General features: G+C 34.4%; 14 protein-coding genes and 1 pseudogene. 10 read left to right on the top strand and 5 right to left on the bottom strand.

What is annotated here, in order from left to right; genetic code table 11:
- Positions 1 to 90: 90 nt before the first annotated feature.
- From ACTXGU_RS19770 to ACTXGU_RS19755, 4 genes are read left to right on the top strand one after another with little or no spacing between them, the layout of a single operon-like run.
- A complete protein-coding gene (locus ACTXGU_RS19770) occupies positions 91 to 1,290 on the top strand; it encodes a glycosyltransferase (protein WP_443483242.1) in 1,200 nt (399 codons plus the stop codon).
- A 14-nt stretch (positions 1,291 to 1,304) separates the two neighbouring features.
- Positions 1,305 to 2,225: a putative nucleotide-diphospho-sugar transferase gene (locus ACTXGU_RS19765; RefSeq protein WP_443483241.1), complete on the top strand. Its 921-nt coding sequence runs from the start codon at positions 1,305 to 1,307 to the stop codon at positions 2,223 to 2,225.
- A gap of 28 nt (positions 2,226 to 2,253) precedes the next feature.
- Positions 2,254 to 3,207 carry a phosphotransferase gene (locus tag ACTXGU_RS19760; RefSeq protein WP_443483240.1) on the top strand — a complete coding sequence of 318 codons (954 nt, stop codon included), beginning with the start codon at positions 2,254 to 2,256 and terminating at the stop codon, positions 3,205 to 3,207.
- Positions 3,204 to 4,169, top strand: a complete 966-nt coding sequence (locus ACTXGU_RS19755) for an NAD-dependent epimerase/dehydratase family protein (RefSeq protein ID WP_443483239.1) — start codon at positions 3,204 to 3,206, stop codon at positions 4,167 to 4,169. The genes ACTXGU_RS19760 and ACTXGU_RS19755 overlap by 4 nt, the downstream gene beginning before the upstream one ends.
- A 64-nt stretch (positions 4,170 to 4,233) precedes the next feature.
- Here ACTXGU_RS19755 and ACTXGU_RS19750 read toward each other — a convergent pair whose 3' ends face one another.
- A complete protein-coding gene (locus tag ACTXGU_RS19750) occupies positions 4,234 to 5,079 on the bottom strand; it encodes a dimethylarginine dimethylaminohydrolase family protein (protein ID WP_443483238.1) in 846 nt (281 codons plus the stop codon).
- A gap of 549 nt (positions 5,080 to 5,628) precedes the next feature.
- Between ACTXGU_RS19750 and ACTXGU_RS19745 the strand changes: the two genes are divergently transcribed.
- The 3 genes from ACTXGU_RS19745 to ACTXGU_RS19735 all read left to right on the top strand — a co-directional run bounded on the left by ACTXGU_RS19745 (position 5,629) and on the right by ACTXGU_RS19735 (position 8,575).
- Entirely contained in the window at positions 5,629 to 6,606 is a 978-nt protein-coding gene (locus ACTXGU_RS19745; RefSeq protein WP_443483237.1) for a LacI family DNA-binding transcriptional regulator, read from the top strand.
- Between the two features lie 19 nt (positions 6,607 to 6,625).
- Positions 6,626 to 7,555: a ribokinase gene (gene rbsK / locus ACTXGU_RS19740; protein WP_443483247.1), complete on the top strand. Its 930-nt coding sequence runs from the start codon at positions 6,626 to 6,628 to the stop codon at positions 7,553 to 7,555.
- Positions 7,556 to 7,660: 105 nt separating this feature from the next.
- Positions 7,661 to 8,575 carry a nucleoside hydrolase gene (locus tag ACTXGU_RS19735; RefSeq protein ID WP_443483236.1) on the top strand — a complete coding sequence of 305 codons (915 nt, stop codon included), beginning with the start codon at positions 7,661 to 7,663 and terminating at the stop codon, positions 8,573 to 8,575.
- A gap of 352 nt (positions 8,576 to 8,927) precedes the next feature.
- On the opposite strand, the gene ACTXGU_RS19730 is transcribed toward ACTXGU_RS19735, so the two are convergent.
- Positions 8,928 to 9,140 (bottom strand): hypothetical protein, encoded by a 213-nt coding sequence (locus tag ACTXGU_RS19730; RefSeq protein ID WP_443483235.1) that lies wholly within the window; start codon positions 9,138 to 9,140, stop codon positions 8,928 to 8,930.
- A 133-nt stretch (positions 9,141 to 9,273) separates the two neighbouring features.
- Here ACTXGU_RS19730 and ACTXGU_RS19725 point away from each other — a divergent pair.
- Positions 9,274 to 9,456 (top strand): annotated as a pseudogene (locus ACTXGU_RS19725) (IS4 family transposase); the annotation flags it as partial.
- A gap of 80 nt (positions 9,457 to 9,536) precedes the next feature.
- Here ACTXGU_RS19725 and ACTXGU_RS19720 read toward each other — a convergent pair.
- Together ACTXGU_RS19720 and ACTXGU_RS19715 are read right to left on the bottom strand one after the other, a co-directional pair.
- The gene (locus ACTXGU_RS19720) at positions 9,537 to 10,655 is read right to left on the bottom strand and encodes a S8 family peptidase (RefSeq protein ID WP_443483234.1); all 1,119 of its coding nucleotides are present in this window, start codon (positions 10,653 to 10,655) and stop codon (positions 9,537 to 9,539) included.
- 339 nt (positions 10,656 to 10,994) lie between these two features.
- Positions 10,995 to 11,765, bottom strand: a complete 771-nt coding sequence (locus ACTXGU_RS19715) for a hypothetical protein (protein WP_443483233.1) — start codon at positions 11,763 to 11,765, stop codon at positions 10,995 to 10,997.
- A gap of 292 nt (positions 11,766 to 12,057) precedes the next feature.
- Between ACTXGU_RS19715 and ACTXGU_RS19710 the strand changes: the two genes are divergently transcribed.
- Together ACTXGU_RS19710 and ACTXGU_RS19705 are read left to right on the top strand one after the other, a co-directional pair.
- Positions 12,058 to 12,477: a disulfide oxidoreductase gene (locus tag ACTXGU_RS19710; protein WP_443483232.1), complete on the top strand. Its 420-nt coding sequence runs from the start codon at positions 12,058 to 12,060 to the stop codon at positions 12,475 to 12,477.
- Positions 12,478 to 12,647: 170 nt separating this feature from the next.
- Positions 12,648 to 13,292 (top strand): spore coat protein, encoded by a 645-nt coding sequence (locus ACTXGU_RS19705; protein WP_443483246.1) that lies wholly within the window; start codon positions 12,648 to 12,650, stop codon positions 13,290 to 13,292.
- Positions 13,293 to 13,574: 282 nt separating this feature from the next.
- On the opposite strand, the gene ACTXGU_RS19700 is transcribed toward ACTXGU_RS19705, so the two are convergent.
- Positions 13,575 to 14,399 (bottom strand): hypothetical protein, encoded by an 825-nt coding sequence (locus tag ACTXGU_RS19700; protein WP_443483231.1) that lies wholly within the window; start codon positions 14,397 to 14,399, stop codon positions 13,575 to 13,577.
- Between the last annotated feature and the right edge of the window lie 68 nt (positions 14,400 to 14,467).

Here is a 14,467-nt window from a genome sequence, read left to right as displayed (position 1 = left end):
AAGAAAAGCGGAAGCGGCTTGGTCATCTAAGTTGAAAAATTTTATTTTCTTATCTTCTAAAAAAGACTAAGGCTTAAATGGAGGTGTAAAATGAGGGCTAGCGTCATCATTCCATCTTATAACGCAATGGAGCGGCTTTACTATAATTTAGAATCACTTAATTATCAGGATTATCAATTCGAAGAGTTTGAAGTAATTGTCATAGATAACGGTTCAAATGATAACACAGGACTGATGTTAAAAAAATTTCAGTCGAAATATGTGTTAAAAACAGTCCGCTTAAAAAAAAATAAAGGAATAGCGAATGGAAGAAACAAAGGCATATTAAAAGCTACAGGAGATATACTGATTTTTCATGACAGTGATATGATTGCAGCAAAGGATTTTGTTAGAAAGCATATAGAGGCACATCAGGATGAAAATACAGTTATTTGCGGAATGTTTTGGAAAAGAATATTTAGTTTTTATTATAAATATTTTCATAGCGATCAGTATAACCACTTTCAGCAGTTTAAAGACCGATTTACTTGCGATGGAAAAGCAAAAAAAAATAAAACCCCTTTAATACCCATACAAGAAATAATAAATGGCACGTTTATGCATGAGAGTTTTGATTTAGACAATGAAATAATTGCTTCTTTAAAAGAGACGCTTCAAAACTATGGAGAAGAGTTAGATGGTTACCCATTTTCATGGAGATACTTTTTAACGAATAATTCCTCTGTTTCCAGAAATAAGGTGATGGAAGTTGGGTTGTTTGATGATAAAAATGAAAACTGGGGATTTGAAGATATTGATTTAGCATTTAGACTATATAAAGCAGGATGCAAATTCAAAGTTAGACAGGACATCGTTAACGTCCATCAAGAACATCCTTTACAATACTCTCTGCCTCAATATGTGAACAGTCTCCATTATATGTTCGAAAAGTATAATGATATCAAGTATTTAGATATGCTGCTCATTCTTCTCATTATTACTACTTCTACCATCCCCCCAGTCAAACCCTTACTTGATGAAAAAAAACTAAATGAATTAATAATCGAAATAAAAGAAATGGCTGCATTAAATAATCATGTCGATCTTTTGCACCTTTTTAGAGAATTAGTGCAATTCGTCAGAAAAAAACATATGAACCAAATCAAACCAGAAAAATTATCTCGATTAAAAGAATACTTGTCAACCGTGCAGCAGCAAGAGGAAAAGTTATCCCAAGAATTAAAGAAACCATATTTTATGAAAGCTTTGTTTGCTCTTATTTATGAATTAATGAATAAAGATGGAGAGTAGAGTGATGTTGAAAGATGGATAACGCATTTTGTACCGTTCTCTCGAAAAAGAGGCTTTATCAGGCACTGGCCCTTATTCGTTCGCTCTATAAAGAATTAAAAGAAGACTTTTCCTTTCATATTCTTTGTACAGATGAGGAGACGTATAAGGTTTTACAGAAACTAAAGTGGAAAAATATTTTTTTAACTAGTGATGAGGATTTGAGCAAGGAAATTTTAGGTTTGAAAAATACAAGAAAGCTGCATGAATATTGCTGGACGCTTAAACCAATTATTATTGAAAGAGTGCTAGAAACATACCCTTCAGTAAACAGGGTCACATATCTTGATTCTGATCTGTTTTTTTGGAGAAATCCAAACCATATTTTTTGGAATCAGCCTGACTGCTCTGTGTTATTAACAAAGGAAGAAAAAGCAATTTCGCCTAAAAAAAAATCAACATTAAAAGAGGTCGAAAATATAACAGGCAAGTATAATTCAGGGTTCTTGAGCTTTAAGCGAGATGAAATGGGAATCTCTGCTTTAAAATGGTGGAAAGAAAAATGTCTTGAAAGCTGTGCAATTAACCCGAGTGGAGGAACATTCGGAGATCAAAAATATTTGGATGAATTGCCAAAGCTATTTTTAGGCGTATGTGACATCACTACGCCAGGAGTTAATATTGGTCCTTGGAATTTTCGGAAATATTATTATCATGTGAAAGACAAAAAAGTATGGATTAATAATGATAAACTAATTTTTTTCCACTTCAGCGGCTGGAGAATTATCGGAAAAAATAATATAAAGCTAATTCATAACAGCGAAAAACATACACCATTTATTTTCAAAATATATAAACAAGAGCTTTACAATGTTATTGATAGTGTGGAAAAAGTAGACCCGACATTTAATGGATTTGCAGAAAAAGTGGATTTGAAACTATTTTGGGAGATATAAACCATTTTTTTAATGGGAGGGGTACTAAATGGTTTCTACTATATATACAGATATACAGAAAATATGTAAAGAATTTGGAATCGGTAAGTTGAAAAGCATTGCTGGACCGCTTGGCGGCTATGCTAATAGCAATATAAAAATAGAAACAAATAAGGGTGCCTTTGTCGTACGAATATTTAAGGAAAATATTGAAGATGAACGACTTCATTATGCAAATAAAATGATTGCTAGGCTTTGTGAGGCAGGAATTCCTGCCTTAACTCCGATACGCAATGTTCAAAATAAGAGTTTTTCCTACTATAAATTAAATAAAATACTGGTCACTCCTTTCGTAGAATCGATGTCATTTCAATGGGTGCCTGGGCAAGCTTATCATAGTGGAAAAACACTTAGAAAAATACATGATGCACTGCATTCCGTGAAGGAAAGTCCTGAACCTACCGGGGTTTACTCCTATTATAATCTTCCCCCTAAAACGATCGTGAAGCTGCTTAAGGAAGAAGGACATAAACTGCCAAAAAATAACCAAAAAGATGTTGATCATCTTTTCGATCTAATAAATCAACAGCAAACCTCGGCTAAAGATCTTCCAAAGACTGTTATTCACGGCGATTGGAATCCGTGGAATCAGCTTTATCATAAAAACGATCTGGTGAGCTGTGTGATGGACTTTGACTCTTTGCAAATTGGAGAAAGAGTATTTGATGTTGCCTATGCCCTTTATTTTATTTTAACTCATCAAATGATGGACTCTTTAGGCAAGGAATTTTTGCATGGTTATGGAGAATTAACAGAACAAGAAATATTAATTCTGCCCGTGTTAATAGCGAAAATTGGGTTGTTTTTTGGAATTTTTGCTGGTGTTGGCGATTTTGATTTAGAAAAAAACAAAAATCAGTTGGAATGGGTATTATCAGATGATGGTCAGAAGAGAATCTATCATTTATGCAATTTTCAAAATGGAAGGCATGATCATAAATGAGTGATCGGAAATATTTTTGGAAGAATAAAAACGTTTTAATTACTGGCTCCACCGGTTTTGTTGGGCGATATTTGTTGAAAGAATTGGTTCAGCTAAATGCAAATATTACAGCGTTAGTAAGAAATCCAACATCACCCTTTTGTCTAAATCCTTCTTTTCAAAAAGTGAATTTTTTACAAGGGGATTTAGAAGATTTAGATTCGATAAAATGTGCAATAGCAGAACATAACATTGATACAGTATTTCATATGGCAGCCCAAGCAGTTACTGGGGAAGCCATTTTAAATCCACTTTCCACTTTTGAGACAAATATTAGAGGAACATGGAATATGTTAGATGCTTGCAGGCAGCATTCAGTGAAAAGAGTGATCATCACATCGAGTGAAAAAGCATATGGGGAGTCCCTGCTCTTGCCTCTTGAAGAGTCCTTTTCATTAAATGGACGAAAGCCTTATGATGTGTCAAAAAGCTGCGCTGATTTAATTGCACATACGTATTATGAGACTTATCAACTCCCAGTTTGCATAATAAGATGTGGAAATTTGTATGGAGGCGGAGATGTTAATTTTAGCAGAATCATTCCAGGAACAATTCGCTCCATTCTTCATAACGAAGCACCAATCATAAGAGGTGATGGTACACAAATTCACGATTTTTTTTATGTGAAAGATGCAGTACATGCTCATTTGCTTGTTGCAGAAAAAATGGAAGAATATAAGCTTGCTGGAGAAGCTTTTAATTTCGGCAATGAAAACGCATTAACAGTGTTAGAGGTCGTTCAAAGAATAATAGCAATCATGAATAGTAATCTGAAGCCAGTAATTTTAAAGCAAAATAGCAAAAAAATTGCTGGCCATTATCTATCCGCTAAAAAAGCAAAGGAAGTACTGACGTGGCAACCAGTCTACAGCTTTGAAAAAGGAATAGAAAAAACAGTTCAGTGGTATAAAGAGTATTTTTAGATGCATGTCACTATCCAAAGATTAGCTGTCGTAAATCTGGGCGGTGCCAGTGCACCACAACAAACTATAATCTTTTAAGGGGAAGCGTACAGCAGCGAAAAGCTCCACCAGATTTGATGATTTCTGAAATATCTACTTCGATTATAGTGTAATCTCGCTTTTTAAGCTCTTTATTTACTCCTTTATTAATTGGAAGGCTGAATACTTTTTTATCTCCAATTGATAATACGTTTGTTCCTAATGTTGCTTGTTCTTCTTTTGATACTTCAATTAATTCATAACGTTCCGCTAACAGTTTCTCTACCTCCTTATCGATTTCACCACGGTATATAAGAGCTTCTGTCGGGGAGAGAATATTAAACACACAATCCAAATGCAAAAATGTATCGGTGAAAGGGACCGCAATTACCTCATAAGTCGGCAATAAAGTTTGTAAATGCTCAATCGCTTTCTTATTTGTCCGGTTGCTTACTCCAACATAAATGGTATTTTGGTCAATTAACACATCGCCGCCTTCCATTTTATCGCCTTTTAAATTGGTGTACGTTATGTTTTCTTTCTCTAACCATCTTAAAAAGGTATTCTCTTCTCCTTTCCTTACATCATGTCCCATTTCAGAAACAAATACATGCATGCCTAATATAAATCCAATATCCCTAGTAAAAACTTGTTCTGGATACTTTTTAAATGGGGGAAGAAGAGTAACTTCGACTCCATGCTCTTTTAATTTTTCTACAAATATTCCATGCTGTTGTTCCGCTTTTTGTGTGTTGATATTTTCTTGGAAATATTGTTCTTGTATCGCATTTATCGGTTCTTTAATCGTCATATAGGTTGGAGATGTTAAGACTACCTTTTTTAGTGGATGATATTCGCTGGCGCAACAGATTTTCATGCTTTCATCTATCATAATAAACCTCTCGTTCATTTATTTTTGAATATAAACTTATACATTAGTTTTTCCAATTTCTTTTTTAAAATAAGATTTTTCTTAAAATAAATGAAGGATTAGAATTAACTCAAACTTCGCAATTATAAATTCCTCTTCATGTATTGCTATAACTTGGTTTAGGGCAATTAGAAAAGGGTGATTGATTAGTCTTTTAGGGTGTTTTTTTGCAAACATTATTCCTTACAAATAGGGGCTTGCTTTCCGTTTCAGGATACTCGCAACCCGTAGTGGAAAGCAACCTCAACAATAAAAAACAAGCCTCCCTTTTTATTGTTCTAAACCGAGTCATATCAAGATTTGCAAACGAATTTAAAGGTGCGAAGTTTGAGGAATTAATAAAAAATATCTTGTAATATATTCTTACATAAAAGTAGATATCTTTTTTTATTGATTGTATTATATGCATAGTGAAAAAACAGTTGTATATTTACACTTATTTAAGAAACCGGTTTCTGGGTTTTTACTTCTAAGAGAAACCGGTTCCTTATATAAAAGGGGTAGGAAAACATGAAGGTAACGATAATGGATGTAGCTAACTATGCTAATGTTTCCAAAGCAACTGTATCTCGAGTTCTTAATCATAATCCAAAAGTTAATGATCAAATTAGACAGCGGGTTCTCCAATCCATTGAGGAATTAGGGTATCACCCCAATGCCTTTGCCAGAAATTTGGCTAACAATACTTCCAATGTAATTGGTTTGATTTTGCCTGATATTACGAATCCATACTTTCCAATCATTGCAAGAGGGGTTGAGGATGCAGCACATCGAGAAGGATTTTCACTGTTTATTAGTAATACAGACAATAATCCTAATATCGAACAAGAATATATCGAGAAAATGATGTGCCAGCAAGTAGCAGGAATTATTTTAATTTCTTCCATATTGGACGAGCATAAAGTAAACAAATTGAGTGATTTAAAAACCCCATTTGTCTTGTGCGATAGATTATTAACAAAAACGACATTTGATACCGTATCGATTGATCATTACAAAGCTTCATACGAAGCAGTTCTCAATTTGATTCGGAAAGGGCATCAAGATATATGTCATATATCAGGACCTAGCCTCGTTCAGTCGGCTGAAATGCGAAGGAATGCGTACAGAGACGCGATGCATGAACATAATCTTAATCCTTCCATTAGGATTGGAAACTTTAGTTATGAGTCTGGTTATGAGCTCATGAAATCAATTTTAGAAGAATCAACTCCAACTGCAGTATTTGCAGCAAATGATTTAATTGCATTGGGAGCTATGCATGCCATTCAAGAAAAGAGATTAAGGATTCCACAAGATATTTCGGTCATAGGCTGTGATGATATTTTATTTGCACAAATGAGTACTCCAAAGTTAAGTACTATTTCGGTTCCTGCATATCAAATTGGTGTAACAGCTGTTGAGATGCTTGTTGAACGTATAAAGGGGGTAAGGTCCACAGCCAAGAGCCTGGTGCTAGAGCATAAATTTGTCCAAAGAGAAACATAAATCGGGAGGACCAAAAGTGATGAGTTCAGACATTGTTGTTGTAGGTAGTTTAAACATGGACATGGTAGTTAAAGTGAAGCGAAAACCTGAATGGGGAGAAACCATACTTGGCAGTGACTTTTTTATGAGTCCTGGCGGAAAAGGTGGAAACCAAGCATATGCTGCAGGTAAACTTGGGGCATCTGTCGCGATGATCGGTCGGGTTGGAAATGATGTATTTGGCAATCAACTCTTGCAAAATTTAAACGAAGTTGGTGTAGATACCTCTTCTATTGGACGAGTTGAAAATGAGTCCACTGGAGTGGCCTTCATTAATCTTAATGAAGATGCCGATAATAGCATTATTGTAGCTCCGGGGGCCAATAATCTAGTAACTCCTGAGTATATAAGAGAACATAAGCAAGTAATATGTCAAGCAAAGCTTGTCATCGTTCAACTTGAAATACCCTTAGAATCAGTGATAGAAGTGGCTAAAATAGCAAAAGCAAAAAACATTCCACTCATGCTTGATCCTGCTCCAGCTAGAGTTTTACCAGACGAATTATACAAAATGGTCAATTATATTACTCCAAACGAAAGTGAAATATCTGTAATTACTAACATTGATGTTTCTGATATTCGATCAGCAAGAATAGCCAGTGTAGAACTGTTAAGAAAAGGCGTCAATACTGTATTTTCAAAGCTTGGGGGACAAGGTGTTGTGGTCACAAACGGAAATAGAACTTTTACAATGGACGGATATGACATACAAGTTGTTGATACGACTGCTGCAGGAGACGCATTTGCAGGTGCGCTCGCAACAGCACTTGTCAGCGGTAAAGATATATGGTCAGCGACTCAATTCGCAAATGCAGTAGGAGCAATAACCGTTACACGATCAGGAGCTCAAAGCTCAATGCCTGATATGGAAGAAACACATCAATTTATGAAACGTGTTTCAAAGTTATAAGAAAAGCGCAGGCTCCGGAGCTAGACACTGATCTAAGTTCAAAAATATTATGTTTTCTTATTTTCTAATAAAGTTAATTTAAACTATTAAATGGAGTGATTATATTTGAAGCCAATTATATTCGATGTTGATACTGGGATTGATGATGCTTTAGCGATGGCATATGCTCTAAACTCTCCAGAATTAGAGCTGCTTGGTTTTACGACTTGTTTTGGAAACGTATCAGCAGCAGAAGCGACACGCAATACACTGGTAGTTTTAGAAAAAGTAGGGAAACGGATTCCTGTTTACCAAGGAGCAGCACAAACATTCAGGCGTGGGGAGAAAAAACATTCGGCGAAACACGTTCATGGAGAAGATGGTTTAGGCAATGCCTTGAAGAGTGATCCAATTGCACAAGCTGAAATTGGATTTGCACCGGACTTTATCATTGAACAAGTAAAAAAACGTCCTCAAGAAATAACAATCATTTCAGTTGGTCCGCTGACTAACCTTGCTCTAGCAATAGAAAAAGCACCGGAAATAATACCGTTTGTTAAAGAAGTTGTGATTATGGGCGGTGCTGTAAATGTACGTGGGAACGTAACTCCATATAGTGAAGCAAATATTTTCTCTGATCCTGAAGCAGCCGATTATGTTTTCTCTTCAGGTTTACCAGTCACAATTGTGGGACTCGATGTAACAATGAAGACATTATTGCCAAAATCTACACTAAATGAATGGCGTGCTGCTGAGCAGGAATCGGCTCGCTTTTTAGCAGATATAACCGAGTTTTATATGGAAAAATATGAATCTTTTTATCCAGGTATTGGCGGTTGTGCTCTTCATGATCCGCTTGCAGTAGGTGTTGCAATAGATGCCAATTTTGTTACAACTGAAGCGATGAATGTAAAGGTTGTCCTAGAAGGGGAAGAGTTAGGAAGAACAGTAGGCAGCTTTGAGGGTGAGCCTAAGATTCACGTTTGTACAAAAGTAGAAGCGGCTCGATTTTTAGCTCACTTTCTTAGCAGAGTAATTTGATTAAGAAAAGCGCACGTCCTGTGGCAACGTCGATTGACTCGCATCCTGCGAGTCTTTGGCAACGCCGGTACTAGTACATCTTATAAGTCAGAGCTAGACACTCATCTAAGGAAAAATTTTCTTATCTTTTAAAATAAGCCTGCCTTTTGAAGTTTATCATGAAATTCGCTGGCACAACAAAATTTTATGTTCTTATCAATTATACAAAGCCACTGATTCATTATAGTGTAGTTTTCCCATTTCTGTTTTAAAAATAATATTGTCCGTAAACGGCATACTAAGATATCTCCTCTTTTCTTCCATGATCTAACAGCATTGTAAACTGTTCTTACGCTGTAGCCGACTCTTTCTGCTAATTTATCTGCTCCAATTTTCCAAATACCTTTCCCGCTAAGAAATATACAATTTCATCCAAAATTAATCTTTGTTTTGCTGGAAATAGTTTAGAAAAACATAAGCCAGCTTTATAGATTGTTACTTTTTTTGAGGCTAGTATAGTATCTTTTCTAATTTTCGATAGTCTCGCATACTGTATGTATGCCTGTACATCAGCGTTGTATGCCATTAAAATTCCTCTATTCGCTCCTTTTGGAACTAAAAAAGACAACATCCACCAAAAATTTCGTGGGAAATTTGGGAAACATTGTCCTTTAAAAAATAGAGAAATAGACTTGTATTTCTGATATATAAGTGCTAATAACGAAGTGATTGAACTCGATTGGGCTGTCGCATTGCAGCAATTAATCGAGTTTCTACGAGATGTCTTGAAGAAAACGAACAAACAAACACAACAATTACTTAAAAATCAACTATCACAATGGATTGCAGGTTTACCTAGTTACATCAGGGCTTACCTGCCTAATTTGGTCTGCGAAAGTTGAGTTAATCATTTTTAATTTGTAGTAGACTGTTCATTTCTCTAATTCTTTTGCAAGATTAATTTTATATTTTTTAAGTAGTATTATCTAATTGTTTTATTTGTATTTATATAGTTAACAGCGTTTAAAGCATCTACTAACCCATGTCCATATAAAGATGAATTACCTAAAGGTTTTGCAGTATCATTTAAAATTTCTCTAACCTTAACATTAGAAATCTCTGGACTTAATTGCATTAATAAGGTTGCAACACCAGATACATATGGAGCTGACATAGAAGTTCCATTATAAACTGCATAGCCTTTAGGTATTGTACTATTTATTTGTACACCGGGAGCAACTAACTCTAATTCTTTCCCTACACTGGAGAATTCAGCCCTATGGTCATATTGATCAATTGCTCCTACTGATATAACTGAACTATATTTAGCTGGATATTCAATAGTACCTTTTTTACTGTAACCACTATTCCCTGCAGAAGCAACTATAAGAATACCTGCTTTATATGCTTCATCTAGGGCATTTTGTAACGAACGTGAACTAGTATTAGTACCAAAACTCATATTGATAATGTCAATATTATTTAAAATAGCCCATTCAATACCTTCGATTACATCACTATAATTTCCATTACCATTGCTATCCAAAACTTTAATTGAATAGAGGTTTGCTTCTGATGCTACACCTAAGACTCCTACGTCATTATTTAACGCTGAAATAATCCCTGCTACATGAGATCCGTGGCCATTATCATCCATATAATCAGAGGTTCCGTCAACAAATGTTTCTCCTCCGTCTACTCTAAGATCTTCATGAGTATAATCAATACCTGTATCCATCACACCTACTTTAACACCCTTACCAGTCCCGCCAAGGTTGTTAACATCATCAGCATTGATATGTGGTACTCCCCAAGAAATTTCTTGACCCGTTATATGTACTAGTCCATTTTCTTCTACATAAGAAATATTCGGGTTTGTTGATAAAGCCTGTGCTGCTTTATCAGTTAAATTAACATATACGACTGGCATAAATCTATATTTCTTTTCTATTTTGCCGCCATATTCATTTACTAGTTTCTCATTAACATGATTATTAAAACCTATTAAAAAAGATTTCTTAGTTTGTGCTTTACTATTTTCTGGATTAATAAAAATAAATAATAGAATTACAGCAATTACTATCGACAATATTTTTTTCATAAAATAATTAAACTCCTTTATTTTTTCTTTATGGGAATTACTAACTATTTTTATTAAAAATATAAAATAGTTACAGTGTAGATTATATTTTGTAATATTTACAATATTTGAAGGTATTAAGAAAAACAGACGACCACTTGCTTTAATAAGTGATCGTCTGTTTATGGAGGGCATTTCTTTTGAAAAAGGAAGTTTGATTAATTCTGTTTTTTTGATTTTTTATTTTTAAAAGCAAACATTAATAAAATTAATAGTAGTAATGGGACTCCGTAAACAATTAGTTGAAATAATGTATCACCAAAATACATAAATTTTCTTCCTCCCTCCACTGTGAATTATTTAATAATAAGTGTTTCCACGAGCATAAGCTGAATCTCCGCCTACAATTAATGAAACACTTCTTGTTAGTGTACCATACGATCCACCTATATATAAATAAACAGAGAATCTTGCTTCTGCTTTATTAAATGAGGTTTCTTTAGATCTAATTATTCTACAAGATGGGCTTCCAATTGACCCATATATTTCCCAAACACTCTGGTCACCAGCCCATGATATATAATCATAACCGCCGTTAACATATGTATAATTAGCTCTAAAACTAATTTCCCAAACCCCAGGATTTAAATAATAAACTTTTCTATAGTTACAATTTACATAACCACTTCCACCTGAACAACTTCCTCCTTCAATTCCAGTTCCTTTTGTAGTAATAGTACCAGGTGAGCTTATCTTATCAGCTAATTCTACACCTGTAACAGTAATGGAACCATCTGCAAATGTAAAAACTTCTTCATAACCAGTTGAAGTATCAATTTTATCTACATTAACAGCTTGATCTGTATCATATAGCATAGAATCAAGTGGTTCTTGATTTTTTAATTTGGAAATTAGTTTATTAATAGTTTCATTGTCTACATTATATTTTTGTAACTCTTCTTTTACTTTGACTAAGTCCTTTTGTTTAAATACTAGACCAGTTTTTTGAGTTTGATCTTGATTTTTTTCAGCTGCTAATGCGATTTCATTGGGACTTACACCAATGATTTCTGTACCAAAGAATGTTGCTAAAGCTAGTCCAGAAATAATAATTGCTTTAAATAATTTCATGAAAAATTCCCCCTTTTTTTAGTAAATGAGTATATCTGAACCAATTTTAACAATTTTGTAAAAAATATTGTCGTAATTTTTTTTTACATATTTTTTGGGATTTAGATGATAAATTAGCTTTTTAATTGACTAAATATAAATACCAATATAATGTTAAAAAATAGGGAGAACTTTTCATAAAAGGCGAATTTGGTCACTTCACTGAAGAGATTGGATCATCATTAGAAAAGAATGGTGTGATTAAACTATGTAGAAAATAAATAAATGAAAAGGAGAAAGGAAGTTTATTTTGATGCAAAAAAATGTTGAAAACCTGCTCTTAACTGCATTTTGTGTAGCGTTAATTGCTATGTTTGGTAGCTTATATCTTTCGGAAGTTTTAAAATATGAACCTTGTAAATTATGCTGGTTTCAAAGAATTATGATGTATCCACAAGTTTTAATATTAGGTGTAGCGATAGTTAGAAAAGAAACAAGCATTGCACTCTATACGAGTATTTTATCATCTATCGGTATTATCTTTTCTACTTATCATTATTTAACACAGCAATTTACTTTGTTTCAAGAAAGTTCTCTTGCTTGCGGTAGAGTTTCGTGTACAGATAAGTATATAAATTGGTTTGGGTTTATAACTATTCCTTTCCTAGCACTTATTGCTTTTATTATTATATTGATTGCTAGTCTACTTATTTTGAAAAGAACTAAGGGATAAATAAAGATTCCTATCATTGTTAGTAGCGAAATAAAGAAAAGGAGAAAATTATGACCAAAGGAGTGGGAATTTTGTTGTGCATTTTCATTTCTTCATTACATGAATAATTTGCTTTTGTTATTCCATACTATTCCTGTTGTTAATTTTTTAAACAGGAGGAGATTTTCTTGATGCAAAATGGACAAAATCAAATGCACCAAAATGTACAAACAGGGCAAGTTCCTCAATACATGAATCATGGTGGGCATGAAGTATTCGACGTGCATGAGGTATTAACTGGTACTATTAATGCGTTAGACACTTATAAGCTTTTAGAGCAGCATGTACAAGATCCTGAATTGCGTGATATGCTCAATAGACAATATCAATTTATTCAAGAAGAGTACAATCTAACATTGCAAAGCTTTCAAACAGGTCAAGATCCTGTTAAAAGAACAGAACCATATATGATGAAAGAGGGCAATGATTTCACCTTTGGGTTAGTGCCAACAACGCCTGCAAAACCAATTCAAAACATATCAGAAATAACTGATCAACAAGTTTCTGTTGCTATGCTTAATGCGATGAAAGCTTCTGCAGCAATGAAAACGATGGCAGCAACAGAAACAACCAACCCAGTTGTTCGCAGAGTGATTGCTGCATCCATTCCAAACTGTATTGAAATGGCATACGAAATCTCATTATATCAAAACAAACATCATTACTATCAAGTGCCACAGCTTGCAGCGCAAGATATGCAGCAGCTTTTAAATGCTTATGCGCCAGCCACACCAACCCAAATGCAGCAGCAAATGACGAATCCTAACATGCATTAATAGGTGCACAGTCACTAAATGAAAGGCTCTGTTAAACTTGCTTGTTGATTTCCGCTCCAGGCATTCGCTTTCCGCGGGCGGTCCGGGAGCCTCCTCGGCACTTTGCGCCTGTGGGGTCTCCCTTTGACTCTCTTTTCCCGCAGGAGTCTCACACCTTCCGCTCCAATCAACAAAGTATCAAAATCAACAATTAGCTTTAACACAGCCAGATGAAAAAAAGCTAACTCAAAAGGTCGTTGAAAAACGTCTTTTGATGTTAGCTTTTTCACTCTTACTGAAAAATCATTCAACCGGCAAACGATGGCTTCCTTGAACTATTCTGATTGGACGTGGAGCCTCAAAATAATCTTTTGTTGGTATTCCAAGTAGAATAAAACGGATACTTTCAATTAAGCTCTCTTTTTTTAGTTCAAAGGGGATGATTATTTTGGAAAAGGCAGGGATGAACAGTTTTTGAGAATTCCCTACTGTATAATCTGTCATCATCATTAATTGTCCTTGCATTTCTCGATCATATTTATTGTTTATGCTCAAGTAATAAGTTCCTTCTTTTAATTCGTCTGCTTCCTTAAATAAGTTTTTATCCTTATATATGGTGATAGGAAGACCTTTTTGTGTTGGTTTCTCTATTCGTTTTGGCACGACGTATAGATGATTGGCAACTGGTGCTGGATTTGCACCTTTTACATCAAGGGAAAAATAAAGATGTGTGATATACCAGTTAGAATGACGTTTCTCCCATTCATCTGAATGCTTATAATCGTCAAAATATTTTTCTGTAAATAAGTAAATCATTTGTTTGCCGGCTGGTATATTCGATAAGGAGTAGTTTAATTGGACTTCTCCACATTTAGGTACATCTATCATATGAAAATATCCTTTTTTTCCATTTAAAGTGATTAAAAGAGGGGATGCACCATTCTCCATTACTGCATAAAAAACGACTTTTTCGTCCTTTGATGTATTATGTTTTAATATATGAGTACCTTCAAAAATGCCATTTTCATTTGTTTTGAAATCTAGTTTATTTAAATCGTTTATATATTCCGGTGTAGTACTTATTCTAGTCGTTCGACTTTCCGAGTATATTTTTTCAAATGAATCCATAGCTCCTCCTTTAATAGAATAAGGCATCTTCTTTCATCTAACCTTCATTAGATATAAGCCAACTATTA

It is taken from the genome of Niallia sp. 01092 (assembly GCF_052318935.1).
Taxonomy (GTDB): Bacteria; Bacillota; Bacilli; order Bacillales; family Cytobacillaceae; genus Niallia.
This window is presented reverse-complemented; position numbering and strand designations above follow the sequence as displayed.

Coding starts and splice junctions, on each gene's coding strand:
- ACTXGU_RS19770 (WP_443483242.1), top strand. CDS start 91: ATGAGGGCTAGCGTCATCATTCCATCTTATAACGCAATGGAGCGGCTT.
- ACTXGU_RS19765 (WP_443483241.1), top strand. CDS start 1,305: ATGGATAACGCATTTTGTACCGTTCTCTCGAAAAAGAGGCTTTATCAG.
- ACTXGU_RS19760 (WP_443483240.1), top strand. CDS start 2,254: ATGGTTTCTACTATATATACAGATATACAGAAAATATGTAAAGAATTT.
- ACTXGU_RS19755 (WP_443483239.1), top strand. CDS start 3,204: ATGAGTGATCGGAAATATTTTTGGAAGAATAAAAACGTTTTAATTACT.
- ACTXGU_RS19750 (WP_443483238.1), bottom strand. CDS start 5,079: ATGATAGATGAAAGCATGAAAATCTGTTGCGCCAGCGAATATCATCCA.
- ACTXGU_RS19745 (WP_443483237.1), top strand. CDS start 5,629: ATGAAGGTAACGATAATGGATGTAGCTAACTATGCTAATGTTTCCAAA.
- rbsK (WP_443483247.1), top strand. CDS start 6,626: ATGAGTTCAGACATTGTTGTTGTAGGTAGTTTAAACATGGACATGGTA.
- ACTXGU_RS19730 (WP_443483235.1), bottom strand. CDS start 9,140: ATGGCATACAACGCTGATGTACAGGCATACATACAGTATGCGAGACTA.
- ACTXGU_RS19720 (WP_443483234.1), bottom strand. CDS start 10,655: ATGAAAAAAATATTGTCGATAGTAATTGCTGTAATTCTATTATTTATT.
- ACTXGU_RS19715 (WP_443483233.1), bottom strand. CDS start 11,765: ATGAAATTATTTAAAGCAATTATTATTTCTGGACTAGCTTTAGCAACA.
- ACTXGU_RS19710 (WP_443483232.1), top strand. CDS start 12,058: ATGCAAAAAAATGTTGAAAACCTGCTCTTAACTGCATTTTGTGTAGCG.
- ACTXGU_RS19705 (WP_443483246.1), top strand. CDS start 12,648: ATGCAAAATGGACAAAATCAAATGCACCAAAATGTACAAACAGGGCAA.
- ACTXGU_RS19700 (WP_443483231.1), bottom strand. CDS start 14,399: ATGGATTCATTTGAAAAAATATACTCGGAAAGTCGAACGACTAGAATA.